The following is a 26,433-nucleotide window of genomic DNA, read 5'->3' on the forward strand; positions in this document are numbered from 1 at the left end:
GCTCTCAGCGGCGCGGCCGACGCACCATGAACACGTCCACGGCGTCCTCGCTCTCCACTACGAACCCGTAGCGCTCGTACAGGCGTCGGGCAGTGCTGCCCTGCAGGACGTTCAGGCGGACGAGTTCGCCGTCGGCGTCGGTCCGGGCCAGGAGGGTGTTCAGGACGGCCGAGCCCAGGCCGTGACCCTGGAGGTCCGGGGTGATGAAGAAGTGCTCCAGCCAGTGGGCGTCCTCGGCCGGCCGCAGGGCGACACAGCCCGCGAAACGCCTTTCGGCCAGGATGACCGACATGTGCCGCTCGTCGAAGGCGTCCCGGAACCGCTGCCGTACCCGGTGCTCGTCGAACCGGCCCAGCCGCTCCAGGTCGGGGCGCATGACCACGGCCCGCAGCTCGGCTATCGGCTCGACATCGGCGGGGTGCGCGGGACGCAGGGTCCAGCTCGTGAGAGGCGTGTTCGTTTCCACAGCGGGAGTATCGCAACGGGGCCTACGCGCCCGCCCTTCCGTCCCGCGCCCCGAACGTCTTCAACGCTCCGTGTCCGTCGCCCGCAGGTCGGTGCCGGGGCCGAGCAGGCACCAGTGGGCGCCGGGGCGGCCGCAGACGATCATGCGGACGGTGTCGGGGACGCTCTTCAGGGCTTCTGTGCGAGCCCCTCCCCCAACACCTCCGCCAGGTGTCTCCCCCGCACGCCCGCCAGTTGCTCCAGCTGGGTGCGGCAGGAGAACCCGTCGGCCAACACGACTGCCGACGGCGGCGCCTGTCGTACCGTCGGCAGCAGTTGCTCCTCCGCGCAGGTCCGCGACACCTCGAAGTGGCCTTTCTCGAAGCCGAAGTTGCCCGCGAGTCCGCAACAGCCGCCGCTCAGGTCGCCCGTGAGTCCCGCTGCCTCGCGCAGCCGGCGGTCGGCCGTGTCGCCCAGGACGGCGTGCTGGTGGCAGTGGGTCTGGCCGACGACCGGGCGGTTCAGGGCCGGTGGCCGCCAGTCGGGGGCGAGCCGCTCCAGGGCCTCCGCGAAGGTCAGGACGCGGGAGGCGAGGAGGGCGGCCCGCGGATCGTCGTGCAGCAGTTCCGGCAGGTCGGTGCGGAGGGCGGCCGCGCAGCTCGGTTCCAGGACGACGACCGGGACCGAGGTCTCCAGCACCGGCGCCATCAGGTCGAGGGTGCGGCGCAATACCGTACGGGCGCGGTCGAGTTGGCCGGTCGACACGTACGTCAGGCCGCAGCAGACCCGGCCCCGGCCCCGCAGGAGGGACACCGGGTCGAGGGCGACCGTCCTGCCGTCGCCCACTGGCGCCTTCTCCAGGTGGAGGGTGGGCGGCAGCGCCACCCGCAGCCCCGCCGCCTCCAGCACGCGTACGGCCGCCTGTCCCACGGACGGCGAGAGGTGCTCGGTGAAGGTGTCCGGCCACAGGATCACCAGGTCACCGGTGTCGCGGGCGTTCCGCCCGAGGGCTTTCCGCCCCTCCCACCACCGGCTGAACGTCTCCGCCGCCAGCCTCGGGATCCGCCGCTCCGGCGCGATCCCGCCCAGCCTCTTGGCGACGGCCGCCAACGGCCGTACGGCGGCAAGGGCGTTGAGCACAGGAGCCAGCCGCAGCCGGTCCACCCGGCGCAGCCACTCCGGCAGCCGGCCCATGCTGTGGTGGGACGCCGGGCGGCGCCGCCCCGCGTAGTGGTGGTGCAGGAACTCCGCCTTGTACGTGGCCATGTCGACCCCGACCGGGCAGTCGGACCGGCAGCCCTTGCAGGACAGGCACAGGTCCAGCGCCTCGCGCACCTCCTCGGACCGCCAGCCGTCGGTGACCACCCCGCCCGCCTCGCCCGCGAGCATCTCGTGCAGCAGCCGGGCACGCCCGCGCGTGGAGTGCGCCTCCTCGCCGGTGGCCCGGAAGGACGGGCACATGACGGCGGACCCGGTCGCCGCTGTCGTACGGCATTTCGCGACCCCGACGCAGCGGCGTACGGCGGCGGAGAAGTCACCGCCGTCGTCCGGGTATCCGAAGGCGACGTCGACCGGCTCGCGGGGCAGGACCGAGAAGCGGAGGTTGGTGTCGAGGGGGGCCGGGCGGACCAGCATGCCGGGGTTGAGCAGGTCGTCCGGGTCCCAGAGGGCCTTCGCCCGCTCGAAGAGGGCGATCATCTCGTCGCCGTACATCCGGGGCAGCAGTTCGGCGCGCGCCTGCCCGTCGCCGTGCTCCCCGGACAGTGACCCGCCGTGCGCGACGACCAGGTCGGCGAGTTCCTCGGAGAAGCGGCGGAACCTCCCGATCCCCGCCCGCGTCAGCAGGTCGAAGTCGATGCGGACGTGGATGCAGCCGTCGCCGAAGTGGCCGTAGGGCGTTCCGCGCAGCCCGTGCGCGCCCAGCAGTTCCCGGAAGTCCCGCAGATACGCGCCGAGCCGCCGCGGCGGCACCGCGCAGTCCTCCCAGCCGGGCCAGGCCTCGGTTCCGTCGGGCATCCGGGTCGCCGTGCCACTGGCGTCCTCGCGGATGCGCCACAGGGCGCGTTGCCCGGCCGGGTCGGTCACCACGAGCGCGTCGAGGACGTCGGCCGCGCGCACGATCTGCTCCGCACGTGCGCGTGCCTCGCTCTCGGCGGAGCCGCCCGTCTCCACGAACAGCCAGGCGCCACCCCGCGGCAGCGCGGTCACCGAGGGCACCAGGTCGGCCGCCATGCCCTCCACCGTCAGGGGGCGGTGCACCAGCAGCCCGGCCGCCGCCTCGGCGGCCGCGCCTTCGTCCGCGTACCCGAGGACCGCGAGCGCACGCGCGCGTGGCGCCTCCACGAGCCGGACGACGGCCTCGGTGAGCACGCCGAGGGTGCCCTCGCTGCCGCAGAAGGACCGGGCGACGTCGGCCCGGTGTTCCGGCAGGAGGGCGTCCAGGGCGTACCCGGAGATCCGCCGGGGCAGCTCGGGGAAGCCCGTCCGCAGCCGGGCGAGCTCCCCGTCGACCAGCTCCCGCAGTCCGGCGGGCGCCCCGGCCCACCCCTGCCCGAGCCGCAGCCGCTCCCCGCGCGCGGTGACGACGTCGAGCTCGCTCACGCTGTCCGCGGTCGTCCCCCACGCCACCGAGTGCGAGCCGCAGGAGTTGTTGCCGATCATTCCGCCGAGCGTGCACCGGCTGTGGGTGGAGGGGTCGGGCCCGAAGCGGAGCCCGTGCGGGGCGGCGGCGTCCTGGAGCCGGTCGAGCACCAGGCCGGGCTGGACGACCGCGGTACGCACCCCGGGGTCCAGCGCCAGGACCCGGTTCATGTGCCGGGTGAAGTCCAGCACGACGCCGGTGCCGGTGGCCTGCCCGGCGATGGAGGTACCGCCACCGCGCGGGACGACGGGGACGCCGTGGGTGCGGCAGACCTCCAGCACGGCGGCCACGTCATCGGCGTCCAGCGGGGCGACGACCCCGAGGGGGACGCGCCGGTAGTTGGACGCGTCCATGGTGACCAGGGCCCGGGAGGTGACGTCGAAAGCGACCTCGCCCCGGACGGCCTTCCGCAGATCGGCCTCAAGATCCGTCATGGCTCCAGCAAACCAGGTGGGTCGACACCACCGCGTCTCACCCGACGGACTACGTTTCGACCAGGTTTCCCCCAGCGGCTACGCTCGCCCCGTGGCTGAGATCCAGATTCCCGCTGACATCAAGCCCGCCGACGGTCGATTCGGCGCGGGCCCCTCCAAGGTGCGGACGGAAGCGCTGGACGCGCTGGCCGCAACCGGTACCTCCCTCCTCGGCACCTCCCACCGCCAGGCTCCGGTCAAGAACCTGGTCGGCAAGGTGCGCGAGGGCATCAGTGAGCTCTTCTCCCTCCCCGAGGGCTACGAGGTCGTCCTCGGCAACGGCGGCTCCACCGCGTTCTGGGACGTCGCGACGCACGGCCTGATCGAGAACAAGTCGCAGCACCTGACCTTCGGCGAGTTCTCGTCGAAGTTCGCGAAGGCGTCCAAGCTGGCCCCCTGGCTGGCCGACCCGACCGTCATCTCCTCCGAGCCCGGCACCCACCCGGAGCCGCAGGCCGAGGCCGGTGTCGACGCGTACGCCTTCACGCACAACGAGACCTCCACCGGTGTCGCCGCCCCCGTCAAGCGGGTGGCCGGCGCGGACGAGGGCGCGCTGGTCCTCGTGGACGCCACCTCCGGCGCCGGCGGCCTGCCGGTCGACATCGCCGAGACGGACGTCTACTACTTCGCCCCGCAGAAGTCCTTCGCCTCCGACGGCGGCCTGTGGATCGGCGTGTTCTCCCCGGCCGCGATCGAGCGCGCCGAGCGGATCCACGCGTCCGGCCGTCACATCCCGGAGTTCTTCTCGCTGCCGACGGCGATCGACAACTCCCGCAAGAACCAGACGTACAACACCCCGGCCCTCGCCACCCTCTTCCTGCTGAACCAGCAGCTGGAGTGGATCAACGGCCAGGGCGGTCTCGCGTGGTCGACGGCCCGTACGAAGGACTCCTCGACCCGCCTGTACAGCTGGGCGGAGGGGTCCAAGCACGCGACCCCGTTCGTCACCGACGCGGCCAAGCGCTCCCAGGTCATCGGCACGATCGACTTCTCGGACGAGATCGACGCCGCCGCGATCGCCAAGGTGCTGCGCGCCAACGGCATCGTGGACACCGAGCCCTACCGCAAGCTCGGCCGCAACCAGCTGCGCGTGGCGATGTTCCCGGCGATCGACCCGGCGGACGTCGAGGCGCTGACGAAGTGCGTCGACTACGTCATCGAGAAGCTGTAACACCCGCTTCCGCTACGACGACGAAGGGCGCCCGGTGTGCAACCGGGCGCCCTTCTCATGTCCCGCTGGTTCAGCCGCGGAAGCCGAGCAGCCCGTGCAGGGTGTCGCCCCGCGAGACGGTGGCCGACTGCTGCGTGCTCATGGCAGCCTTCGCCGCGGCCGACGGCGTCGGGTCGGCGGTCTTCTTGCACACCGCGTCGGCCGTGCCGTGGCCGCGCGGCACCGTGCCGTCGGTCAGGTACTTCGCCAGGTACTTGTCCAGGCAGGCGTTCCCGCTCAGCGTGATGCCGTGGTTCCCGCCGCCCTGCTCGACGACGAGGCTGGAGTGCTTGAGCAGGTGGTGGACGGTGACACCGCCCTGGTAGGGGGTGGCCGCGTCGTCCGTGGCCTGGAAGAGCAGCGCCGGCGGCAGCTTGCTGTTGGCGACGTTCACCGGCTTGAGCGACTTCGTCGGCCAGAACGCGCACGGCGCGTTGTACCAGGCGTTGCTCCAGGCCATGAACGGGGCCTTCTTGTACACGGCCCAGTTGTCCTTCTGCCACTGGCGCCAGTCGCGCGGCCAGGAGGCGTCACGGCACTGCACCGAGGTGTAGATGCTGTAGCCGTTGTCCCCGGAGGCGTCGATGGCGGCGAAGTTCTCGTACGCCTCGACCAGCGGGGCGGCGTTCTTGTCGTTCACGTACGCGGCGAACGCCTTGGCCAGGTCGGGCCAGTAGCCGTTGTAGTAGCCGCCCGGGATGAAGGTGTCCTCCAGCTCGGCGGCGCCGACCTTGCCGCCCGCGGGCTTCTTGGCCAACTCGGCCTGCATCGCGTACCACTTGGCCTCGATCGCGGCCGGGTCGGTGCCGAGCTTGTACGTGGAGTCGTACTTGGCTATCCACGCCATGAGCGCCTTCTGGCGGGCGTCGAAGGCGTAGTCCTGCGAGATGTTGGCGTCGTACCAGACACCGTCGGGGTCGACGATCGAGTCGAGCACCAGGCGGCGCACGTGGGTCGGGAACAGCTTGCCGTAGACCTGGCCCAGGTAGGTGCCGTACGAGTAACCGAAGTAGTTGATCTTCTTGGCGCCGAGGGACTTACGGATCGAGTCCATGTCCTTCACGGCGTTGATCGTGTTGATGTACGGCAGCAGGTCCGCGTACTTGCGGCCGCAGGCGGCGGCGAAGGACTTGGCGCGGTCGAGGTTGGCCTTCTCGATCGCGGGAGTGCGGGGAACGCTGGCGGGGCGCACCGGGTTGAAGTAGCCCGGCTTGCAGTCGAGGGCGGGCTTGCTCGCGCCCACTCCGCGCGGGTCGAAGCCGATGACGTCGTACTGGGCCGCGACCGCCTTGGGCAGCGCGGACGCGACGAATCCGGCGAGCGTCAGACCGCTGCCGCCGGGGCCGCCGGGATTGACCAGCAGCGGGCCCTGGTACTTCTTCGCGGTGTGCGGGACCCGGGACACGGCCAGGGTGATCTTCCGGCCCTGCGGCTTGGCGTAGTCGAGCGGCACCTTCACCGACCCGCACTGGAGGGTCGGGTAGTTCTCCGTACCGCACTTCTTCCAGGCGACCTTCGCCAGTGGTGCGGTGCTCACGGACGGGCTCGCCTCGGCCGGAAGGGCCGTGAGGGTCCCGGCCAGTACGGCGGTCACGCCGCACAGTACGGCTGCGCTTCTTCTCATGGGCGCATCCTGTCGAAGAACCTCTCGTATGAGGAACACCTGAGCGGAAGATTTGAAACTCCTTTGGTCAGGAGGCACTTGGCCCGCACCAAGCACCTCCGTCCCACGACCTCACGCAGCCGTACAGGTCACACTCGGCACTCCGCCACCCCCGGGCGCTCCCCCGAACCCGAAGCTCGCCGAACCGCCCACCGGGACCGACCCGTTGTGCGAGGCGTTCGTCGCGGTCACGCTTGAGCCGGTCTGGGTGTACGACGCGTTCCACATGGAGCTGACCTTCTGCGAGCCTGGCCAGGTCCAGGTGACCTTCCAGGAGGAGAGAGCCGTCGTACCGGAGTTGGTCACCTTCACCTCGGCGTTGAAGCCGCTGCCCCAGTCGCTGCTGACGGTGTAGGCGGCGGTGCAGGCGGCCGTGTTCCCGCCGGGGTCGCCCGGGTCACCGGGACCGCTCCCGCCGCCCGGGAAGCCCGGCGCCTTGATGCTCGCGAGGTATCCGTCCTTCACGGTGTCCACGGTCTGCCAGTCGTCCTTCAGGATCCCGCCCGTGTCACCGGAGTTGGGGTTCCAGGACCAGAAGGTCCAGTGGAAGGAGTCGGCGCCGTACGTCGATGTCGGCCGCAGATACGAGACCAGTGCCGCCAGCCACTTCTGGTCCACGGTCGACTGGAGCGTGGTGCCGAACTCGCCCACCCACACCGGGGCGATGTTCTGCTTGAAGATGTAGCCCCAGTACTTGTCCCAGATGCCCGGCATGTTGGCGGGGAAGGACGGGTCGCTGAACCAGCTCTGCTGGGCCACGCTGGTGGCGTAGTCGTGGGCGGAGTACACGACCCGGTTCGCCACGTTCAGCTGCACCGGGTACTGGGCGACACCCATCAGGTTGCCGCCCCACCAGCCGGAGACGCCGTTGAAGGTCTGCACGCCCTCGACGAAGATCAGCAGCTCGGGATTGACGGACAGCACGGCATTCCCGGCCCGCTGGGCGGCCAGCCGCCAGTCCGTGGCGGTGTCCCCGCAGCCCCAACAGGCGGGATCGTGCGGCTCGTTGTGCAGATCGATGCCTACGACGGTGTCCTGGCCCTTGTACCGCGTCGCGAGGGCCTTGAGGTTGGCGATCCACGTCGACTCCGGGACCGCGGCCGTGTACCAGAGCGCCGACTGGCCGCCGGAGTCCGGGCGGTGCCGGTCGAGGATGACCTTGAGACCGTCCTGGCCGGCGTACGACACGAGTCTGTCCAGGACGCCCAGGGAGTTGAGTCCCTGGAGGTCGGCGTTCTTGCCGCTGGAGAAGTCGATGCTGTTGGGGACCGTCCCCGACTTGAAGATGTCGTCGCTGTACGGGATGCGGATCGTGTTGTAGCCCAGCGACTTCATCTGGTCGATCATGGACTTGTAGTCGCGGGACCAGAGGCCGTGGACCACGTTGTTGGAGGTCTCGAAGCCGAACCAGTTGATCCCGGCGATCCGGACCGGCTGCCCGGAGGCGTCCAGGATCTGGCGGCCGCTGGTGTGCCAGTAGCCGGCCCCGGCCGCCTCGGCGGCGTCGGCCGTCTGAAGACCAGCGGTCCCCAGCGGCACCAGGAGAGCCGCCGCCACCGCACACAGCGCTCTTCGCAAGCTGCGGAACATGTTCGCTGCTTCCTCTCGGGAGGCGCGGGCCCGGAACTAGATGGGAGCGCTCCCATCACCCTGCATCTCCCATGGAAGACAGATCACGTGAACACGTCAAGACGCTGGACGTGTTCATGTGCACGGGATGTCACCGGCGCGACGTCGCCGTACGGGCGCGAGGGCTCACGAGCGGCGGAATAGCCGCCGGAGCCCGAAGAGGGCGGCGACGGCCACCAGGGCGAGCGCGCCGATCTTGATCATGCCGTCCGAGTTCCCGCCGCCGTCGTTTCCGGAGGCCGAGGAACTCCCGCTCCCCGAGGGCGACTTGGACTCTCCGTCACCGGGCGCGTCCTGCGCCTCGACCTCGCTGTCGGCGCCCTCCATACCGAGCAGGAGCTTGGTCCCGTCGGGCGAGTAGGAGACGGACTCGCCCTGCCCGAGGGGCACGCTGAGCCGCCCCTTGCGCTTGATGTCGCCGCCGTTCCAGTCGTACCAGATGCCGCCGAAGTAGCCGCGTACGGCGAGCTGTCGGCCGTCGGGCGAGAAGGCGGCGTCGGTGGCCCACAGGTCGACGGCCTTGACGGGCTTGAAGGCGTTCGTCCCGGAGGAGGAGAGGGTGGTGGGTCCCTCGTAGAGATGCCCGCCGTCCTCCTGCTTGTCGATGATGTAGACGCGCCCGGTCTTCGGGTGGACGACCATCGACTCGGCGTCGCGTGAGCCGTCGGTGTACTTCACGACGTACTGAGTGCCCTTGACGGACTGGTCCTTGAGGACCTTCGGCTCGGGCAGCTTGTAGATCCACACGTAGGGCCAGCTGACCCCGTCGTTGTCCCCGATGTCCCCGACCCAGATCTCGTTGCCGGGCCCGATGGCGATGGCCTCGACGTCCCGGGGGGTGCCCACGCCGGTCATGGTGATCCTGGCGACGGTCTTGCCGGTGGCGCTGTCGACGGCGTACAGGTACGCGCCGGTGTCCTGGTCGTTGTGGGTCCAGTAGATGCCCGGGTGCTGCCGCGAGGCGGCGAGCCCGCTGGACTCGGTGATCCGGGGGTCGCTGATGCTGAAGCCCTGGTCCCCCTTCCCGCCCCCGTCGGCGGCGGAGGCGGGCACGGCGACGGGCAGGGTGAAGCCGCCCACGAGCAGAATCCCGGCAAGCAGGGCGAAGGGTCGACGCATGCCCCAAGACTGCCATCCCGGCGTTCGGTTGAAGGGGGGTGGGCGGGGGCGGGGGTGGCGTGCGCGGGTGGGAGCGGACTGGGCGGGCGGTGTGGTGGGGCCGTGGCCCGGGGAAGACGTCCCGGCGGATGCCCTGGCTCGACCGGACCGTACGGCTGAGCCGGGCGAGGGGAAACGCCTGGGGAAGGACATCGCGGTCCTCTCCCTCTCCGTGGCGGAAGGCGTCCGGATCGACCTGGCCACATCAGCCGCCGCGCGTGAACGAGCCACGGGCCCTTCGCCGCACCCACGCCTCGAACCTCGCCTGTTGACGAACCCTGAAGGATGAGCCCGACGCGACCGACATGGCCGACGGCAGGCCGGGCGCTCGTCGCGCAGAGCCCCTGGGCGCCGGCCCCGCCCCAGGCGGATCTGCCCGGATGGCAGCATTGATCCTCGCGGCCTAGCGTGGAACCCGCGCCGTCGATCAGCGAGCCAGGTTCCCGCTGCGGCGCAGGTCACGCACGCTTCGTGGACGGACCGCAGAGGTGGAGGAGCCCGGTCGTGCACACGTGCCTCATCGCTCACAGACATCGAACGCCGGCCGGAACGAGTGCTGTGCGCCGGTGGAATGGAGGCCGGGTATGTCGCAGACATCCTGGAGTGAGTACAAGCCGGGGCGGTCGTTCCCGGGGGTGATCGGGCGCACGACCGATGAGTCCACTCCGGCGTGGCCGCAGCCGGTGCGGGCGGTGCCGGGTTCGCCGAACGTCATGTTCGTCGTGTTGGACGACACCGGTTTCGGTCAGCTCGGCTGCTACGGAAGCCCGATCGCCACACCGAACCTGGACGCCCTGGCGTCGGGCGGGCTGCTGTACAACAACATGCACACCACCGCGCTGTGCTCGCCGTCGCGCTCGTGCATCGTGACCGGCCGCAACCACCACGCCAACGGCATGGCGGCGATCACCGAGCTGGCCACCGGCTACCCCGGTTACAACGGGCAGATCCCGTTCGAGAACGGGTTCCTCTCCGAGATGCTGCTCCAGCACGGCTACAACACGTACATGGTCGGCAAGTGGCACCTGATGCCCTCGGAGCACGAGTCGGCCGCAGGCCCGTACGACCGGTGGCCGCTGGGGCGTGGCTACGAGCGGTTCTACGGCTTCCTGGGCGGCGACACCAGTCAGTGGTATCCGGACCTGGTGTACGACAACCACCAGATCGAGCAGCCGGTGACGCCGGAAGAGGGCTACCACCTCACCCAGGACCTGGCCGACCGGGCGATGTCGTTCATCGCGGATGCCAAGCAGGTCGCCCCTGACAAGCCGTTCCACCTGAATTTCTGCACCGGGGCCACGCACGCCCCGCACCACGTGCCCAAGGAGTGGGCGGACCGCTACCGGGGCCAGTTCGACGACGGCTGGGACGCCTACCGCGAGCGCACCTTCGACCGGCAGAAGCAACTCGGCATCGTGCCTGCGGATGCCCAGCTGTCCCCGCACGACCCGGACGTGCCCGCCTGGGAGTCCCTGTCGCCGGACGCCCGCCGCCTCGCGGCGCGGATGATGGAGGTCTACGCCGGGTTCCTCTCCCACACCGACCACCACATCGGCCGGCTGATCGACTTCCTGAAAGAGATCGGCGAGTTCGACAACACCCTGATCATGGTCGTCTCCGACAACGGCGCCAGTGCCGAGGGCGGGGCCACCGGCACCACCAACGAGCTGCAGTTCTTCAACAACGCGCCCGAGTCCTTGGAGGAGAGCCTGGCGCGGATCGACGACATCGGCGGCCCGGAGACGTTCAACCACTACCCGTGGGGCTGGACGTGGGCGGGCAACACGCCCTTCCGGCGGTGGAAGCGGGAGACCTACCGGGGCGGCGTCAGTGACCCGTTCCTGGTCCACTGGCCGGCGGGCATCCGGGCACGCGGCGAGATCCGCTCCCAGTTCGCGCACATCATCGACATGGTGCCCACCGTGCTCGACGTGCTGGGCATCGAGCCGCCCACGACCATCCGGGGCGTGACCCAGTCACCGCTGCACGGGGTCAGCTTCGCGCACACCTTCGACGATCCCGCGGCCCCGACCCGCCACCGCACCCAGTACTACGAGATGTTCGGGCACCGGGCGATCGACCATGACGGCTGGCGTGCGGTCTGTCCCTGGCCCGGACCTTCATTCGCCGAGGCCGAGAAGCCGTTCGGCTCTCCGATCACCATGGCGGACCTGGACGACCTGGACGCCCACCACTGGGAGCTCTACCACGTCGCCGAGGACGTCGCCGAGACCCGCAACGTCGCCGAAGAACACCGCAGCAAGCTCATCGAAATGATCGCCCTGTGGTACGTGGAGGCCGGCAGGTACAACGTGCTCCCGATCGACGGCAGCGCCCTCGAGCGCATGATGCTCGAGCGTCCGCAGATCACCGAGGACAGGACCAGCTACACCCTCCGCCCCGACACGCAGGCCCTGCCGGCCGCCGTCGCTCCCCGGGTCCTCAACCGCCCGCACAGCATCACCGCCGACGTGGAGATCCCGCCCGGCGGCGCCGAGGGCGTGCTGCTGTGCCAGGGCACCAACGCCGGCGGCTGGTCCTTCTACGTCAAGGACAACCACCTGCACTACGCCCACAACTACGTCCACCGCACACTGCACCAGGTGACCTCGGGGGAAACCCTCCCCGAGGGCCGCCACACGCTGCGCTTCGAATTCGAGCCCACCGGCAGTCCCGACATCGCGGCAGGCAAGGGCTCACCCGGCCGCGCCCAGCTCTACCTCGACGACCGCCTGGTCGGCGAGACCGAGATGCCGTTCACGACACCGGTCGCCTTCAACCCGGGCGGCATGTGCTGCGGCGCGAATCCGGGATCGGCCGTCACCTCCGACTACCGGGCACCGTTCCGGTTCACCGGCACCCTGCACAGCGTCACCGTCGACATGTCCGGCGACCTGATCGTCGACGCTCCCAGCGAGATGCGCATGCACATGGCCCGGCAGTAAGGGCCCGAAGGCGCCGGACCTGCTGGTGGTCAGCCGATGCCGTCCAGCAGCAGGCCCAGCCGGATGTCGAACCAGGCCCGCTCCTGTCGCCAAGCCTGCGCCGCACCCACCAGCAGCCGGCTCAGCCCGTCGACGGTGAGCGACCGCCACGGGTAAGTGCTCAGGATCTCCACCAGTGCCCCGGCGCACTCCTCCTGCGGGCTCGGCCGGCTCAGGGGACCGCGGGGTCGGGGAAGCACCTGCCCGCCGTCCATGGCGGCCACCGCGCGACGGCAGACCAGCTCCGCGGTGAACGACCGCCACGCGAACGGTTCCAACGCGGCCCGGACCGCGCCGACCCGGGCATCACCCGCCGGTATCGTCAACGCCATCGAGACCACCTCGCCGCCATGCACCAGTCGAATCCGATTGTCACACGCCGTGACGGCACGATGAGCAGGGCATCGACCGGACTGACGGCGTGCGTAAAGGGCCTCGGACCGTAGTCCCGGCACCGCGCAGCCCGCCGCCGCCGCGCAGCCCGGCCGCGTGGGCGGATTCACATGCCATCGGGACCCGAGATGATCCATCATGAGCGGATGCTCAGATTCATGCCGGTCGGTGACTCGATGACGATCGGGAGTGCGGGTGAGCACACCTGGCGGTACCGGATGTGGCAGCACCTGCGGGACACATCCGGCGGCCCCTTCACCCTCGTGGGCCCGCGCGAGACGCTGTACGACAAGGCGGCGGACGCCCCGACGTCGTACGAGTACGCCGATCCCGACTTCCCCCGGGCCCACCTGGCCGGCTGGGGCGAGGGCTGGCAGCACATGGTCCCGCTGATCGGCGAGGCGGTACGGGCACACCGTGCGGACGTGCTCCTGGTGTCCCTGGGCCTGATCGACCTCGGCTTCTACACGAACGCGGAACAGACGGCACAGAACGTCCGCGCCTTCGTCGCCGAAGCCCGCCGGGCGAACCCCCGGGTCCGGATGGTCGTCCTCCCGGTGATCCCCAACGTCCGGGCGGAGTCCGACGCACCCTTCGCGACGGAGGTCACCCGCTTCAACGAGCTTCTGGCCAAGGCGATCGCGGACCTGGACGAGCCCCGCTCGCCCCTGCTGCCGGCGTCGCCTCCGTCGTCGTACGACATCGACCACGACACCTACGACGGCACCCATCCGAACGCGAGCGGCGAGCACAAGATCGCGGCGGCCTTCGCGGAGGCGATGCACCAGGCGTGGGACCTGGGCGAGCCCTACGAGGCCGACTGATCCGGCACGAAGGGCCCCCACGGTCACTTCGGATCGGCGTTGAACTTCGCGGTCGACCAGCGGTAGCCGAGCACCGCGAGGCCGAGGCACCAGGCGACGGCGAGCCAGCCGTTGTGGCCGATCTCGGTGCCGAGGAGCAGACCGCGCAGGGTCTCGATGGCCGGGGTGAAGGGCTGGTACTCCGCGATCGGCCGGAACCAGCCCGGCATCGCGTCGACCGGGACGAACGTGCTGGAGATGAGCGGCAGGAAGATCAGCGGCATGGCGTTGTTACTGGCGGCCTCGGCGTTGGGGCTGATCAGGCCCATGCCTACGGCGATCCAGGTCAGCGCCGTCGCGAACAGCACGAGCAGTCCGAAGGCCGCGAGCCACTCCAGGGCGGTGGCGTCGGTGGAGCGGAAGCCGATGGCCACGCCGACCGCGCCGACCAGGACCACGCTGACCACCGACTGGAGCACGCTGCCGACGACGTGCCCGACGAGCACCGAACCGCGGTGGATCGCCATCGTCCGGAAGCGGGCGATGATGCCCTCGGTCATGTCGTTGGAGACGGAGACCGCGGTGCCGATCGTGGTGGAGCCGATGGTCATCAGCAGCAGGCCCGGGACGAGGTACGCGATGTAGTCGGAGCGGTCGCCGCCGCCGATCCCCGCGCTCATGGTGTCGCCGAAGATGTAGACGAAGAGCAGCAACAGCATGATCGGCGTGAGCAGCAGGTTCAGGGTGAGGGACGGGTAGCGCCGGGCGTGCAGGAGGTTGCGACGCAGCATCGTGGACGAGTCGCGCACCGCGAGGGAGAGATTGCTCATCGGACGGTCTCCTTGGGCTGGTCGGTGACGTGGGTGACATCGGCGCTGTCGGCGCTGTCGGTCAGGGCGAAGAACACGTCGTCCAGGTCGGGGGTGTGCGTGGTCAGTTCGTCGGCCTCGACGCCGGCCGCGTCCAGCCGGTCCAGTACGGCGCGCAGCTCGCGCTGGCTGCCGTCGCTGGGGAGTTGGAGGGTGAGTGCCTCGTCGTCCCGGACGGCCTCGCCCAGGGCGGAGGCGGCGCCGCGGTAGGCGTCCGGGTCGGTGAAGCGGAGCCGGACGTGCCCGCCGGGAATCAGCCGCTTGAGCTCCTCGGCGCTGCCCTCGGCGACGATCTTCCCGTCGTTGAGGACGGCGATGCGGTCGGCGAGCTGGTCGGCCTCCTCCAGGTACTGCGTGGTGAGGAAGACGGTCGTACCGCCGGAGACCAGTTCCCTGATGATCTGCCACATGGTGTGGCGGGAGCGGGGGTCGAGGCCGGTGGTCGGTTCGTCGAGGAAGATGATCCGCGGGTCGCCGACCAGGGTCATGGCGATGTCGAGGCGGCGCTTCATGCCGCCCGAGTAGGTGGAGGCGGGCTTCTTCGCCGCCGCCACGAGGTCGAAGCGCTCCAGCAGTTCGGCGGTGACCCGCCGGCCCTCGCTCCTGGAGAGGTGGTGCAGGTCGGCCATGAGGAGCATGTTCTCCTCACCGGTGATCAGCCCGTCCACCGCGGAGAACTGCCCGGTGACCCCGATGGAGGCCCGTACCGCCTGGGCCTTCGCGGTGAGGTCGTGGCCGCCGACGCGTGCCTGCCCGGCGTCGGCGGAGATCAGGGTGGAGAGGATCTTGACGACGGTGGTCTTGCCGGCGCCGTTCGGCCCGAGGAGGGCGAAGACCGTGCCGGCCGGCACCTGGATGTCGATGCCGTCGAGGACGGTCCTGTCCCCGTAGGACTTGCGCAGTCCGTTCGCCGCGATGGCCAGGTCGGTCATGGTGGGAGCTCCTTGTCGAGGACTACGGGTCACAGGCCGCGGGCGGTGATGTCGCCGTGGGCGGTGGTGGCGCGGATGGCCAGGGCGGCGTCGGCGCCCTCGGTGTTCTTGAGGGAGTTGTGGACGCGGCCGTGGGAGGTGCCGGCGTCCAGAGAGGCGGAGGCGGCCGCGCCGAGGGTGATGTCGCCCTTCTGCGTGGTCAGTACGACCGTGCCGCTGACCGCCTCGGCGACGGTGATGTCGCCGCGCCGGGTGCTGATCTCGCCGGGTCCGGTGAGGCGGCCGACGGTGACGTCGCCGTCGGCGACGGTCAGGCGGAGACCGGCCGCTTCGTCGATCTTGACCGGGCCGTAGGCGCCCTCGAAGACGACGTCGCCGAGGCGTCCGACAGCCCGGAACCCGGCGGCGGCCGCGGTGGCCTCGACGCGGGAGCCGGCCGGCAGCTGGACGGTGACCTCGACGGAGCCGGAGGGGCCGAAGTACTGGTTCCTGGCGGCCGGGGCGGCGATCCGCAGGACGCCGTCGCGGTAGTCGACCTCGATCTGCTCGGCGGCCTTGGTGTCCCGGCTCCTGTCGGCATCGACGGGCCGGATCTCGACAGTCGTGTCGGCGCGGTCGGCGGCGATGATCTGGACGCGTCCGGCGGGGAGGTCGATGACGGTGGTGACGGGGGCGGGGGTGTCGAACTTCTGCATCAGGTGCTCCTGCGTTCGTCGCTGTTTCCGATGAACGAAAAGCTACGTTGCGTTCATCGATCCAGCAACATACTTGTTGCACTCCATCTCAATAAACGCAGGTGAAGTCGGCAATTTCATTGCAACCGCCCTGAAATCAACGCAACGGGAATCCACTTGTCGTTGCAATAGCCGGGAAGTGAACGCTATACTGCGGCGACAGGAGCCACGAAGGAGACCGCGATGCCTGGAGGCAGGCTCACCCAGCAGGAACGTCAGCAGATCGCACTGGGAGTGGCCGACGGCCTCGCCTACGCGGAGATCGCCCGCCGCCTGGAGCGCCCCACCTCGACCATCACCCGCGAGGTCATGCGCAACGGCGGCCCCGCCGCCTACCGCGCCGACCTCGCCCACCGCACCGCCGAACGCCGGGCCCACCGGCGCCGACAGGCCGCGCCCCGGGCGACGCAGGCCCCCGGGGCGGCCCACGGGCGCGACCCCGAGGCCGTGCGCGAGTACGAGGAGACGTTCACCACCGTCCTCATGCAGTCGGGCGCGCCCAAGATGATGTCGAGGGTGCTGAGCTGCCTCTGCACCAGCGACAGCGGCAGCCTGACCGCCGCCGAACTCGTCCAGCGCCTCCAGGTGAGCCCCGCGTCCATCTCCAAGGCCATCAGCTACCTCGAAGGACAGGGCCTGGTCCGGCGGGAGCGCGACGACCGCCGGCGTGAGCGCTATGTCGTCGACGACGACGTCTGGTACCAGTCCATGATCGCCAGCGCCCGCGGCACGCTTCAGGTCGCCGAGGTCGCCCGCCAGGGCGTGGGCGTCCTCGTCCCGGGCACCCCGGCCGCGGTCCGCCTGGAGAACATCGCCCGCTTCCTCGACTTCGTCTCCGAGAGCCTCACCCGCGCCGCGGACCAGGCCCGCGAGGTCCTGCACACGAAACCGGAGACACCCTCGGACAGCACTGCGTGAGCGACTGACGCCCGATGGCGTCGACAAGGAAGCCGGCGCAGGGCCGGACCCCGGCTCGCAGCTGGCCGTACCACCGTTCCTCCTCTTCCCCGAGGTAGACGGCCCGGGAGTGGGCGAGGACGGCCCGATGCTCGGGCGGCAGCCGCTCGAGCGCCCAGTCGGCGGCGGCGTCCTTGGAGCGGATGGTGTCCGTGGCGAGGGTGGTCCAGACACGGGCGAGGGTGAGCAGGACGTTGCGGGTGTCGTGATCCAGGTCGCCCAGCAACTGTGGGACTCCGGCGACGATCGCGCGCCTGAGGTCCACGAGGGGTACGGAGTCGAGGAGTTGGGCGGGCGGAGGGCCGTGCAGGGTCGTGTCCCCGGCCAGGGTCATGGTGAGCAGAGGCGCGAGATCGGGACTGGGCTCGGGCTCGGGAAGGACACCCGCTCGTACTCCTCGCGCAGCCACTCTCCGTAGAGGAAGTCGCAGACGGGCGGGTACCGCCAGGGCCGTACCTCGTCCTGCCCGACGACGACGAGCTCGACGGGCCGAGCACCCGGAACACCGGACACCCGCATCAACTCCCCCATCAAGGCCCGACGTTGGTCTTCGGTCAGCGACCTCCGTACGACGACCAGCACATCGATGTCGCTGTACCGGCGCAGACCGGCGAGGACGGCGGAGCCGTGGAGGTAGTTGCCGAGGATGTTGTCGCCGAGGGTGCGGTGGAGGATCCGCACCACGGCTCGAGTGTCGTCGGCTGGCATGGGCATCGTCTTTTCACCTTGGGTCTCGTGAAGCATGAAGCGCCACCCGCAGCCAGTGGTCGGGCCCGAGGGGAGGCGAACGCGTGTTCCTGTGCTCGCCGGATGGGGTGAATGTGTGGGATTGCGGCACGCATGTGCAAAGGTCGCACGTACGGTCGCTTCATGGGAACCGGAAAGGGCGGGCGACGTGTGGCAGGGGGTGCTGGAGTGTCGGTGGTTCAGGCCGCACAGGGTGGGCATGCCCGATACACGTACCGGCTGCGCGTGTCGTCGACCGCCCGCACTCGGCTGCTGGCGGAGTGGGACCGCTGCCGGTGGGTCTGGAACGAGTGCGTGGCCAAGACCAAGGCCCTGCACGCGCACAGCAAGGCCCATCCCAGCGAGAAGCTGACGTGCGGCCCGGCCCAGCTGGACAAGATGCTGACAAAGGCCCGCGAGCGCACGCCGTGGCTGCGCGAGGGCAGCTCGATGCCGCAGCAGCAGACCATCCGGGACTTCGGCAAAGCCCGCGCCAAGGCACAAAAGGACATCAAGGAACGCCTGCCACAACGCCAGCGGGCGGGGATGCCAAAGTGGAAGAAGAAGCGCGAGGCCGACCCGAGCCTGAACTACACCAGGCGCGGGTTCCGACTCAAGGACGGTCGCCTGCACCTCACGGGCAACATCGTGCTGACGGTCGTATGGTCCCGCGATCTGCCCGCCGCCCCCTCCTCGGTACGGATCTACCAGGACAGCCTCGGCCATTGGCACGCCTCCTTCGTCGTCCCTGCAGAAATCCAGCCACTGCCGGAGACGGGCGCGGTGATCGGGGTTGACTGGGGCGTCTCGGAGACCGCCACCACCACCAGTGACGCCCACGACCTGCCCCACGCCCAGCACGGCCGCAAGGCCCAGGCAAAACTGTCGCGCTACGACCGGATGATGGCCCGCCGCAGACCCGCCAGAGGACAGGCCGCCTCGAAGGGCTACCGGGAGGCAAAGCACCTGCGAGCCAAGGCATACAAGAAGGTGACCCGGCAGCGGCAGGACACCGGCCGCAAATGGGCGAAGAAGGTCGTGCACGACCATGACGCGATCGCGGTGGAGGACTTCCGGCCGAAGTTCCTCGCCAAGACCACCATGGCCCGCAAGGCCGCTGACGCCGCCGTCGGCGCCACCAAACAGGCCCTCTTGGAGATGGGCCGCAAACACACGCGGGACGTCCGCCTGGTACATCCCGCGCACACCACCATGGACTGCGCATCGTGCGGAGCGAGAACCAAGCACGCACTTCCGCTGTCGGAACGCACCTACACCTGCACCGCATGCGGAGCCGTCTCCCCCAGAGACAAGAACTCCGCCCGTGTGATGCTCGTCCGGGCTGGTCTCAACCCGGCTGGTGCCGAGGGCGTAAGACCTACTGGAGCCCCGCTCCAGGAGGCAGCCTGAGCCAGGAATCCCCTCCCCACAGCCTCAGGGAGGGGAGGATTCAAGATGACCGTCCTTGAAGACAGACAGGATCGCGATGGCCGAGAGCGACAACACGAGCACGCTCGACGAGATGTTCGAGCGGCTCGAGACGATGCCCGTCCCCGAGGGATACAAGGTCGAGATCGTCGAGGGGACCGTCTACATGTCGCCGCAGCGGGACACCCACTGGGAGATCATCGCGGACATCTACGAGCAGCTGCGGACCAAGTACCCGCGGAAGCGCGTGAAGTCCGACGTGCGCATCGACTACCCAGGGCACCTCAACGGATTCGCAACCGATGTGACGGTGATGGCCGAAGGCGCCACCAAGGCGGAGAACGGCCACTGGTCCTACGAGGACGTCGAGTTCGTCGCCGAGGTGATCTCCAAGGGAACCGCGGCCCAACGACTATGGCCCGAAGAAGGCCGCCTACGCCACGGCGGAAGTCCCCGTCTACGTCATCGCGGATCCGTATCAGGGGCGGTGTCACATCTACACCGACCCCAAGGGCAGCGACTACGAGGTCGAGACCAGGGTGCCATTCGGCAAGGACGTGGACCTCACCGACACCGTCGTCGGCCTCACCCTCAAAACCGATGAGTTCCCCCGCGACTGACTGACAGAATCCACCGCATGGCGATCATCCACCACACCACCCTCAAGCCCACCAAGCTGGACCTGCTCACCACGTGGCTGCCCACCCGCCCGTGGTACACCGGCACCGGTACGCCCGAGTTGACCAAGGCCGGCGGCTTCCGGCTGGACGACCCGGAGGGTGAGGTCGGGATCGAGTTCATGGTGGCCCTCGACTCCTCCGGCCCCGAACCCGTCGCCTGGCTGGCCCCCCTCACCTACCGCGCCGCCCCGCTCCCCGGCGCCGAACACGCCCTGGTCGGCACCATGGAGCACGGCGTACTGGGCCCCCGCTGGGCCTACGACGGCACCCACGACCCGGTCCTGCGCACCGAACTCCTCGCCCTGTTCGAGGGCCGTGCCCAGGCTCAGGCCCAGAGCCTCACCGACACCCCCGACCACGAGGTCACCCACTCCTACGCGGGACCCGCCCTCCCCACCGGCCCCGCCGAGGTCACCGACGACCAAGACGGCACCGAACTCCGCCTCCAGGACGGCACGGTCCTCCGCCTGCACCGGCGCCCGCGGCCCACGGCCCCCGAGGGAGCGGCCGGCCATGTCTCCGGAGTCTGGGACGCCCCTGACGGCACCCGCGTCCGGGGTGTGTTCGCGACTCTGCACCGGCGCCCCTGAGAAAAACCCTGTGCACGGAGTCAGCAACAAGGCGCGAGGTCAGAACCCCACATCCGGCCCCCGATACGCCGGCACCCGCCGAACGCCGCTCGCCCGTTCGTACGCGTACGCGAGCCGCAACAGCACCGGCTCACTCCACGCCGTCCCCATGAACGTCACGCCCACCGGCAGCCCGAACGCGAACCCGGCCGGCACGCTCACCGCGGGGTACCCGGCCAGAGCCGCGGGCATGGACGCACCGCCGCCGTACGTGTCCCCGCGAATCAGGTCGATCTTGGCCGGCGGACCGGACGTGGGCATCACCAGGGCGTCCAGGCGGTGCCAGCGCAGCACCGCGTCGATGCCCTCCGCACGGGAGAGGCGGTGGTTGGTGGCCAGTGCCTCCCGGTACTCCCGCTCGGAGAAGTCCGGCTTCTCCACCGCCTCCAGCCCGTCCTGCCGTACATAGCGCAGCTCACGGTCCGCGTGTTCGCGATTGAAGGCGATCAACTCCCCCAGGTCACGCGGGTGTTCACCGCCCGCCCCGGCCAGATAGGTGTTCAGGGCGCGCTTGAACTCGTAGGCCTGCACGACCATCGAGCCGGGCAGATCCTCCAGTTGCTCGGCCGTGGGGATGTCCGCGGGGTCGACGACCACCGCCCCGGCCGCGCGCATCACCTCGATCGCCCGCTCCACGATGGCGTCGGCGTGGTCGCTGTACCCGAAGTACACGGTCCGCGGGACACCGATACGCGCCCCGCGCAGCCCGTCCGCGTCCAGGAACCGGGTGTAGTCGCGGTGGAAGTGCCCCCGGCTCGCCGCGGTCGCCGGGTCCCTGCCGTCGATGCCGACCAGCGTGCCGAGCATGATCGCCGCGTCCCGGACCGTGCGGGCCATCGGACCGACGCTGTCCTGGCTGGGCACACCGGGGATCACCCCGCCCCGGCCGACCAGTCCGACGGTCGGCTTGACCCCGACGACACAGTTCGCCGACGACGGGTCGATGATCGAACCGTTGGTCTCGGTGCCGATGCCGACCACGCACAGGTTGGCCGCGACGGCGACGCCGGTGCCGGAGCTTGACTCGTTGGGCGAGCGGTCCAGCTTGTACGGGTTGCGGGTCTGCCCGCCACGCGCGCTCCACCCGGCGTGGTGGGTGAGCGACAGCCCGCCCGCCCACTCGCTGAGGTTGGTCTTGCCGAGGACGACGGCACCGGCGGCCCGCAGCCGGGCGGCGACCGTGGCGTCCCGCGTGGGCCTGACCCCTTCCAGGGCGAGGGAGCCGGCCGTGGTGTGCATCCGGTCCGCGGTCTCGACCAGGTCCTTCAGCAGCACGGGCATGCCGTGCAGCGGACCCCTGGGGCGCCCGTCCGCGTCCAGCCGCCGGGCCTCCCGCAGCGCGTCGGGGTTGACCTCGATCACCGCGTGCAGCAGCGGATCGATGCGCTCGATCCGCTCCAGGTAGTAGCGGGTGAGCCGCTCCGCGTCGAGCCGTCCCCCGGCCATCAGCGCGCGCAGCTCGGTGACGCCCAGCTCGTCGAACTCCCCGGGCCCGACAACTGCCGCCTGCGCCGGGGCGATGCCCAGCCAGGGCGTGGCCGCCGCCGCGGTGCCGAGCGCCAGCACGCCCCGCCGGGTGGCGCGGAATCCCTCCGTATGTGTCATGTACTGCACGCTAGAGACGGAACCGCCCAAACTCCCTCCGGCTGACCCCCGGTTCCCCGGGGGAGCCAACCCCCCGAAGCGCATCCTTGCCTTGAGCGCACTCGAAGGCGTTGGCTGAGGGGTCATGAAGTACACGCAGCTCGGACGCACCGGACTCAAGGTCAGCCGACTCGTCCTCGGGACCATGAACTTCGGCCCGCAGACCGACGAGCCCGACTCCCACGCGATCATGGACTCGGCTCTCGACGCGGGAATCAACTTCTTCGACACCGCCAACGTCTACGGCTGGGGCGACAACAAGGGCCGTACCGAAGAAATCATCGGCAACTGGTTCGCGAAGAGCGCCGCCCACCGCGACAAGGTGGTCCTCGCCACCAAGGTCTACGGCAACATGGCCGCGGACGGCGAGGCCTGGCCCAACCACGACAAGCTGTCGGCGCTGAACATCCGCCGTGCCGTCGACGCCTCGCTCAAGCGGCTCCAGACGGACTACATCGACGTCTACCAGTTCCACCACGTCGACCGCGCCACCCCCTTCGAGGAGATCTGGCAGGCGATCGACACCCTCGTCCAGCAGGGCAAGATCCTGTACGTCGGGTCCTCCAACTTCCCCGGCTACAAGATCGCCCAGGCCAACGAGATCGCCGCGCGGCGGGGCGGCACCATCGGCCTCGTCAGCGAGCAGTGCCTCTACAACCTCGCCGAGCGGCGCGCCGAGATGGAGGTCGTCCCGGCCGCCCAGGAGTACGGCCTCGGCGTGATCCCCTGGTCCCCGCTGCACGGCGGGCTCCTCGGCGGGGTCATCAAGAAGGAGGCCAAGGGCGGTCGCCGCGCCTCAGGGCGTGCCGCCGACACCCTCGCCGACCCGGCCAAGCGGGCCCAGATCCAGTCGTACGAGGACCTGCTGGAGAAGCACGGTCTGGAGCCCGGCGAGGCGGCCCTGGCGTGGCTCCTCACCCGCCCCGGCGTCACGGGCCCGATCGTCGGCCCGCGTACGGCTGAGCAGCTGGAGTCGGCGGTCCGTGCGGTCGAGCTGGAGCTGAGCGAGGAGGTCCTGGCGGGCCTGGACGAGATCTTCCCGGGCCCGGGACCGTCTCCGGAGGCCTTCGCCTGGTAGCTCCCTCCACGGAGCGCGGGGTTGTTCGCCCGGTGCGAACGACCGCCGGCCCGGCGGTGGGCGTCGGCGACGGCATCGGCGCCCGCAGCGCCCTGTACGCCGGTCCGCCGGCCCGGCCCGGGCACCGACGGGCGGCGAGGCAATCCCTCGCCGCCCGTCTTCGCCGCTGCGAAGCCTCCTCGGGTTACGGTCCTCCCTCGTCGCGGTACCTTCATCGTCACGCCGATGAGGAGAGTCAACGTGAGCAAGTTCGTGCGGCCCGCCGCCGAGGGTGCCGACCCGTTCGGGACCGCCCGGCTCAGGCGAGGGGTGCTGGACGCCTGGGCCACCAGCCCCGCCCGGTTCCGGGAGGACGCCAACGCCGAGGAGGACCTCGTCCTCGGCGGATACCGGGACCGGCTCGTCGTCGAGCTCGCGCAGAACGCCGCCGACGCGGCGGCCAGGGCGGGCGTGCCGGGACGGCTCCGGCTCACCCTCCGCGAGGGTGTCCTCTTCGCCGCCAACACCGGCGCCCCGCTGGACGCGGCCGGTGTCGAGTCCCTCTCCACGCTGCGCGCCTCCGCCAAGCGCGACAGCGTCGACGGCTCGGTCGGCCGCTTCGGCGTCGGCTTCGCCGCCGTGCTCGCCGTCACCGACGAGCCCGCCGTCGTCGGCCGCCACGGCGGCATCCGCTGGTCCCTCGCCGAGGCCCGCGAGCACGCCGCCGAGACCGCCCGCCACAGCCCCGGGCTCGGCGACGAGATCCGCCGCCGCGACGGCCATGTCCCGCTGCTGCGGCTCCCCTTCGCCGCCGAGGGCAGCGCGCCCGACCCCTACGACACCGTCGTGATCCTCCCGCTGCGCGACGCCGCCGCAGCCGATCTCGCCGAGCGGCTCCTGAACGCCGTCGACGACGCCCTCCTCCTCGCCCTCCCCGGGCTCGAGGAGGTGGTGATCGAGACGGACACCACCCGCACGATCAGCCGCCGCGCCGAGGACCACCTCACCGTCGTGGAGGACTCCCGGGACGGTACGACCCGGTGGCGTACGGCGTCCGCGCACGGGCCCCTCACCCCCGGCCTCCTCGCCGGCCGGCCCGTCGAGGAGCGGCTGCGGCCGCACTGGTCGCTCACCTGGGCCGTGCCCGCCGACCCCGACGGCACCCCGGCCCACCCCCGCACCAGCCCCGTCGTGCACGCCCCGACGCCCAGCGACGAGCCTCTCGGCGTCCCCGCGCTGCTCATCGCGTCCTTCCCGCTGGACACCACCCGCCGGCACGCGGCACCCGGACCGCTCACCGACTTCCTCGTGCAGCGCGCGGCGGACGTGTACGCCGACCTCCTCGCCGGCTGGCGGCCGGTCGGCGAAGGGATCATCGCGCTGGTGCCCGGCCCGCTGGGCAAGGGTGAGCTGGACGGCGCGCTGCGGCAGGCGATCCTCGACCGCCTCCCCCGGACTGCGTTCCTCCCGCCCGCACTCGAGCCCGGCGACGACTCGGAACTGCCCGAGGTGCTGCGCCCGCGCGAGGCCGAGGTCGTCGAGGGCGCGGGCGCCGACACCGTACGGGTGCTCGCCGAGGTGCTGCCCACCCTGCTGCCCGCCGGTCTCGAACGGCGGGTGGAGCTGCGGACGTTGGGCGTGGCCCGGGTCCCGCTGACCGAGGCCGTCGACCGGCTCGCCGGACTGGAGAAGGAGCCGGAGTGGTGGCAGCGGCTCTACGACAGCCTCGCGGGCGTCGACCCCGACCGGCTCTCCGGCCTGCCGGTGCCGCTCGCCGACGGGCGTACGACCATCGGGCCCCGGCAGGTGCTGCTGCCCACGTCGGACGGGCCCCTGATCGACGCCGAGATCCTCGCCCGGCTCGGCCTCAAGGTCGCCCACCCGGCCGCCGCCCATCCGCTCCTGGAGAAGCTGGGCGCGCTGCCCGCGACTCCGCGCGCGGTGCTCACCACGCCCCAGGTACGGGCCGCCGTGGCCGCCTCCCTGGACGACGACGGGGGCATGAGCTGGGAGGAGGACACCCCGGACGCCGAGGAGCTGGCCGACACCGTCCTCGCGCTCGTCCGGGACGCGGGCCTGGAGCCCGGCGAGGAGCCGTGGCTGGGCGCGCTCGCTCTGCCCGACGAGGAGGGGGAACTGGTCCCCGCGGGTGAACTCGTCCTCCCCGGCAGCCCGTTCGCGCGGGTCATGCGGGAGGACGAACTCGCCTTCGTGGACGGCGAACTGGCCGCGAAGTGGGGCGAGCAGCCCCTCGCCGCCTGCGGGGTGCTGGCCGACTTCGCCCTCGTCCGGGCCACGGACGTGGTCCTCGACCCCGACGAACTGGAGCCGCGCGAGGGCGACTTCGCGGAACCGGACGACGCCGGTCTCCTGGACGCCGTGGACGTGTGGTGCGAGGACATCCTCGACCGCTTCCCGGACACCCCGGTACCGCCGGTCGCCACCGAACTGGTCGCCGTACGCGATCTCGACCTGGTCGACGAGGACAAGTGGCCCGAGGCACTGGCCCTGCTGTCCCGGCCGCCCCTGAGGGACGCGATCACCCAGCAGGTCCGCATCCTCCTGCCGGACGGCACGCACGAGGTCGTACGGCCGTACACCGCCTGGTGGCTGCGCGGGAACCCGGTGCTCGACGGGCGCCGCCCCGCCGGTCTGCTCGCGGCCGGAGGAGACCCCCTCCTGCGCGGCCTGTACGACGAGGCGGACGCGACCGGGTTCGACGACGAGCAGGTGCTGCGGGCGCTGGGCGTACGGACGTCGGTGGCCGCGCTGCTGGCGGAGCCGGGCGGGGCGGCGGAACTCCTGGACCGCCTCGCCGACCCCGACCGATCGGTGACCGGCGCCCAACTGCACGCCCTCTACAGCGCGTTGGCCGACCTGGACCCCGAACAGGTCACCCTGCCCGACGAGCTGCGGGCGGTGACCGACGGCCGGGTCGAGGTCGTGGACGCGGCCGACGCGATGGTCGTCGACTCACCGGACCTGCTCCCCTTCACGCAGGGCGTCCCCCTGCTGCCGGTCCGCCCGTCCCGCGCCGCCGAGCTGGCCGAGCTCTTCCAGGTCCGGCGCCTGAGCGAGTCCGTCACCGGTTCCATCGACTCCGAGGGCACCGAACACGACGTACCGGAGGCGGTCGGGCTGCTGCTGGGCCCGGACACCCCGTCCTCGTACATCGAGCACGAGGAACTCGTCGTCGACGGCGTGGAGCTCGACTGGCGCCTCACCGACGACGGCATCCTGCACGCGTCCACGGTGGAGGGCGTGGCCGCGGGCCTGGCCTGGGCAGCGGGCCAGTGGCCCCGCCGCTTCGAGGTCGCGGCCCTGTTGGAGGACCCGACCCGCACGGAGGAACTGGCGAGGGACCGCTGGTTCGACTGAT

General features: G+C 70.8%; 18 protein-coding genes and 2 pseudogenes. 9 read left to right on the forward strand and 11 right to left on the reverse strand.

Annotated elements, in window-relative coordinates; all coding sequences use genetic code 11:
* Nucleotides 1-4: 4 nt before the first annotated feature.
* The gene (locus tag ACZ39I_RS25265) at nucleotides 5-466 is read right to left on the reverse strand and encodes a GNAT family N-acetyltransferase (RefSeq protein WP_467246658.1); all 462 of its coding nucleotides are present in this window, start codon (nucleotides 464-466) and stop codon (nucleotides 5-7) included.
* A 167-nt stretch (nucleotides 467-633) separates the two neighbouring features.
* Nucleotides 634-3,519, reverse strand: coding sequence for an FAD-binding and (Fe-S)-binding domain-containing protein (locus ACZ39I_RS25270; protein ID WP_467246660.1), 2,886 nt, complete (start codon nucleotides 3,517-3,519; stop codon nucleotides 634-636).
* 91 nt (nucleotides 3,520-3,610) lie between these two features.
* Between ACZ39I_RS25270 and serC the strand changes: the two genes are divergently transcribed.
* The gene (serC, locus tag ACZ39I_RS25275; RefSeq protein WP_467246662.1) at nucleotides 3,611-4,729 is read left to right on the forward strand and encodes a phosphoserine transaminase; all 1,119 of its coding nucleotides are present in this window, start codon (nucleotides 3,611-3,613) and stop codon (nucleotides 4,727-4,729) included.
* A gap of 70 nt (nucleotides 4,730-4,799) precedes the next feature.
* Here serC and ACZ39I_RS25280 read toward each other — a convergent pair whose 3' ends face one another.
* The 3 genes from ACZ39I_RS25280 to ACZ39I_RS25290 form a co-directional block, all read right to left on the reverse strand.
* Nucleotides 4,800-6,392, reverse strand: a complete 1,593-nt coding sequence (locus tag ACZ39I_RS25280; RefSeq protein WP_467246664.1) for an alpha/beta hydrolase — start codon at nucleotides 6,390-6,392, stop codon at nucleotides 4,800-4,802.
* Nucleotides 6,393-6,503: 111 nt separating this feature from the next.
* Nucleotides 6,504-8,021, reverse strand: a complete 1,518-nt coding sequence (locus ACZ39I_RS25285) for a cellulase family glycosylhydrolase (RefSeq protein WP_467246666.1) — start codon at nucleotides 8,019-8,021, stop codon at nucleotides 6,504-6,506.
* 165 nt (nucleotides 8,022-8,186) lie between these two features.
* Nucleotides 8,187-9,179, reverse strand: a complete 993-nt coding sequence (locus tag ACZ39I_RS25290) for a WD40 repeat domain-containing protein (protein ID WP_467246668.1) — start codon at nucleotides 9,177-9,179, stop codon at nucleotides 8,187-8,189.
* Nucleotides 9,180-9,802: 623 nt separating this feature from the next.
* On the opposite strand from ACZ39I_RS25290, the gene ACZ39I_RS25295 reads away from it, so the two are divergent.
* The gene (locus tag ACZ39I_RS25295; RefSeq protein WP_467246670.1) at nucleotides 9,803-12,163 is read left to right on the forward strand and encodes an arylsulfatase; all 2,361 of its coding nucleotides are present in this window, start codon (nucleotides 9,803-9,805) and stop codon (nucleotides 12,161-12,163) included.
* 29 nt (nucleotides 12,164-12,192) lie between these two features.
* On the opposite strand, the gene ACZ39I_RS25300 is transcribed toward ACZ39I_RS25295, so the two are convergent.
* Nucleotides 12,193-12,534, reverse strand: a complete 342-nt coding sequence (locus tag ACZ39I_RS25300; protein ID WP_467246672.1) for a hypothetical protein — start codon at nucleotides 12,532-12,534, stop codon at nucleotides 12,193-12,195.
* 207 nt (nucleotides 12,535-12,741) lie between these two features.
* On the opposite strand from ACZ39I_RS25300, the gene ACZ39I_RS25305 reads away from it, so the two are divergent.
* Complete coding sequence (locus ACZ39I_RS25305) at nucleotides 12,742-13,419, forward strand: SGNH/GDSL hydrolase family protein (RefSeq protein ID WP_467246674.1); 678 nt, start codon at nucleotides 12,742-12,744, stop codon at nucleotides 13,417-13,419.
* A 23-nt stretch (nucleotides 13,420-13,442) separates the two neighbouring features.
* Here ACZ39I_RS25305 and ACZ39I_RS25310 read toward each other — a convergent pair whose 3' ends face one another.
* Genes ACZ39I_RS25310 through ACZ39I_RS25320 form a run of 3 tightly spaced genes read right to left on the reverse strand, consistent with a single transcriptional unit; the run spans nucleotide 13,443 to nucleotide 15,894 of the window.
* Nucleotides 13,443-14,228, reverse strand: coding sequence for an ABC transporter permease (locus ACZ39I_RS25310; RefSeq protein WP_467246676.1), 786 nt, complete (start codon nucleotides 14,226-14,228; stop codon nucleotides 13,443-13,445).
* The gene (locus ACZ39I_RS25315; protein WP_467246678.1) at nucleotides 14,225-15,199 is read right to left on the reverse strand and encodes an ATP-binding cassette domain-containing protein; all 975 of its coding nucleotides are present in this window, start codon (nucleotides 15,197-15,199) and stop codon (nucleotides 14,225-14,227) included. Before ACZ39I_RS25315 ends, ACZ39I_RS25310 begins: the two co-directional genes overlap by 4 nt.
* A 29-nt stretch (nucleotides 15,200-15,228) precedes the next feature.
* Nucleotides 15,229-15,894: a DUF4097 family beta strand repeat-containing protein gene (locus tag ACZ39I_RS25320; RefSeq protein WP_467246680.1), complete on the reverse strand. Its 666-nt coding sequence runs from the start codon at nucleotides 15,892-15,894 to the stop codon at nucleotides 15,229-15,231.
* Between the two features lie 222 nt (nucleotides 15,895-16,116).
* On the opposite strand from ACZ39I_RS25320, the gene ACZ39I_RS25325 reads away from it, so the two are divergent.
* Nucleotides 16,117-16,851 carry a helix-turn-helix domain-containing protein gene (locus ACZ39I_RS25325; protein ID WP_467246681.1) on the forward strand — a complete coding sequence of 245 codons (735 nt, stop codon included), beginning with the start codon at nucleotides 16,117-16,119 and terminating at the stop codon, nucleotides 16,849-16,851.
* Here ACZ39I_RS25325 and ACZ39I_RS25330 read toward each other — a convergent pair.
* Nucleotides 16,778-17,604, reverse strand: a pseudogene (locus ACZ39I_RS25330) (aminoglycoside adenylyltransferase family protein). The gene ACZ39I_RS25325 and the pseudogene ACZ39I_RS25330 sit on opposite strands and share 74 nt — an antisense overlap.
* A gap of 156 nt (nucleotides 17,605-17,760) precedes the next feature.
* Here ACZ39I_RS25330 and ACZ39I_RS25335 point away from each other — a divergent pair.
* From ACZ39I_RS25335 to ACZ39I_RS25345, 3 genes and pseudogenes are all read left to right on the forward strand, one after another.
* Nucleotides 17,761-19,026, forward strand: a complete 1,266-nt coding sequence (locus ACZ39I_RS25335; RefSeq protein WP_467246682.1) for an RNA-guided endonuclease InsQ/TnpB family protein — start codon at nucleotides 17,761-17,763, stop codon at nucleotides 19,024-19,026.
* 76 nt (nucleotides 19,027-19,102) lie between these two features.
* Nucleotides 19,103-19,664, forward strand: a pseudogene (locus ACZ39I_RS25340) (Uma2 family endonuclease).
* A gap of 17 nt (nucleotides 19,665-19,681) precedes the next feature.
* Nucleotides 19,682-20,314: a maltokinase N-terminal cap-like domain-containing protein gene (locus ACZ39I_RS25345; protein ID WP_467246684.1), complete on the forward strand. Its 633-nt coding sequence runs from the start codon at nucleotides 19,682-19,684 to the stop codon at nucleotides 20,312-20,314.
* 39 nt (nucleotides 20,315-20,353) lie between these two features.
* Here the strand turns inward: ACZ39I_RS25345 and ACZ39I_RS25350 are convergent, their stop codons facing one another.
* Complete coding sequence (locus ACZ39I_RS25350; protein ID WP_467246686.1) at nucleotides 20,354-21,958, reverse strand: amidase; 1,605 nt, start codon at nucleotides 21,956-21,958, stop codon at nucleotides 20,354-20,356.
* Between the two features lie 124 nt (nucleotides 21,959-22,082).
* On the opposite strand from ACZ39I_RS25350, the gene ACZ39I_RS25355 reads away from it, so the two are divergent.
* Together ACZ39I_RS25355 and ACZ39I_RS25360 are read left to right on the forward strand one after the other, a co-directional pair.
* Entirely contained in the window at nucleotides 22,083-23,075 is a 993-nt protein-coding gene (locus ACZ39I_RS25355; protein WP_467246688.1) for an aldo/keto reductase, read from the forward strand.
* 240 nt (nucleotides 23,076-23,315) lie between these two features.
* Nucleotides 23,316-26,432, forward strand: a complete 3,117-nt coding sequence (locus tag ACZ39I_RS25360; protein WP_467246690.1) for a sacsin N-terminal ATP-binding-like domain-containing protein — start codon at nucleotides 23,316-23,318, stop codon at nucleotides 26,430-26,432.
* Nucleotide 26,433 lies beyond the last annotated feature (1 nt).

It is taken from the genome of Streptomyces sp. NPDC024687, from assembly GCF_055559055.1.

Bases quoted from the DNA above. Each gene is read 5' to 3' on its own strand.
- ACZ39I_RS25270 (WP_467246660.1), bottom strand. From the start codon at position 3,519: ATGACGGATCTTGAGGCCGATCTGCGGAAGGCCGTCCGGGGCGAGGTC.
- ACZ39I_RS25280 (WP_467246664.1), bottom strand. From the start codon at position 6,392: ATGAGAAGAAGCGCAGCCGTACTGTGCGGCGTGACCGCCGTACTGGCC.
- ACZ39I_RS25285 (WP_467246666.1), bottom strand. From the start codon at position 8,021: ATGTTCCGCAGCTTGCGAAGAGCGCTGTGTGCGGTGGCGGCGGCTCTC.
- ACZ39I_RS25290 (WP_467246668.1), bottom strand. From the start codon at position 9,179: ATGCGTCGACCCTTCGCCCTGCTTGCCGGGATTCTGCTCGTGGGCGGC.
- ACZ39I_RS25295 (WP_467246670.1), top strand. From the start codon at position 9,803: ATGTCGCAGACATCCTGGAGTGAGTACAAGCCGGGGCGGTCGTTCCCG.
- ACZ39I_RS25300 (WP_467246672.1), bottom strand. From the start codon at position 12,534: ATGGCGTTGACGATACCGGCGGGTGATGCCCGGGTCGGCGCGGTCCGG.
- ACZ39I_RS25305 (WP_467246674.1), top strand. From the start codon at position 12,742: ATGCTCAGATTCATGCCGGTCGGTGACTCGATGACGATCGGGAGTGCG.
- ACZ39I_RS25310 (WP_467246676.1), bottom strand. From the start codon at position 14,228: ATGAGCAATCTCTCCCTCGCGGTGCGCGACTCGTCCACGATGCTGCGT.
- ACZ39I_RS25315 (WP_467246678.1), bottom strand. From the start codon at position 15,199: ATGACCGACCTGGCCATCGCGGCGAACGGACTGCGCAAGTCCTACGGG.
- ACZ39I_RS25320 (WP_467246680.1), bottom strand. From the start codon at position 15,894: ATGCAGAAGTTCGACACCCCCGCCCCCGTCACCACCGTCATCGACCTC.
- ACZ39I_RS25325 (WP_467246681.1), top strand. From the start codon at position 16,117: ATGCCTGGAGGCAGGCTCACCCAGCAGGAACGTCAGCAGATCGCACTG.
- ACZ39I_RS25335 (WP_467246682.1), top strand. From the start codon at position 17,761: ATGGGAACCGGAAAGGGCGGGCGACGTGTGGCAGGGGGTGCTGGAGTG.
- ACZ39I_RS25345 (WP_467246684.1), top strand. From the start codon at position 19,682: ATGGCGATCATCCACCACACCACCCTCAAGCCCACCAAGCTGGACCTG.
- ACZ39I_RS25350 (WP_467246686.1), bottom strand. From the start codon at position 21,958: ATGACACATACGGAGGGATTCCGCGCCACCCGGCGGGGCGTGCTGGCG.
- ACZ39I_RS25355 (WP_467246688.1), top strand. From the start codon at position 22,083: ATGAAGTACACGCAGCTCGGACGCACCGGACTCAAGGTCAGCCGACTC.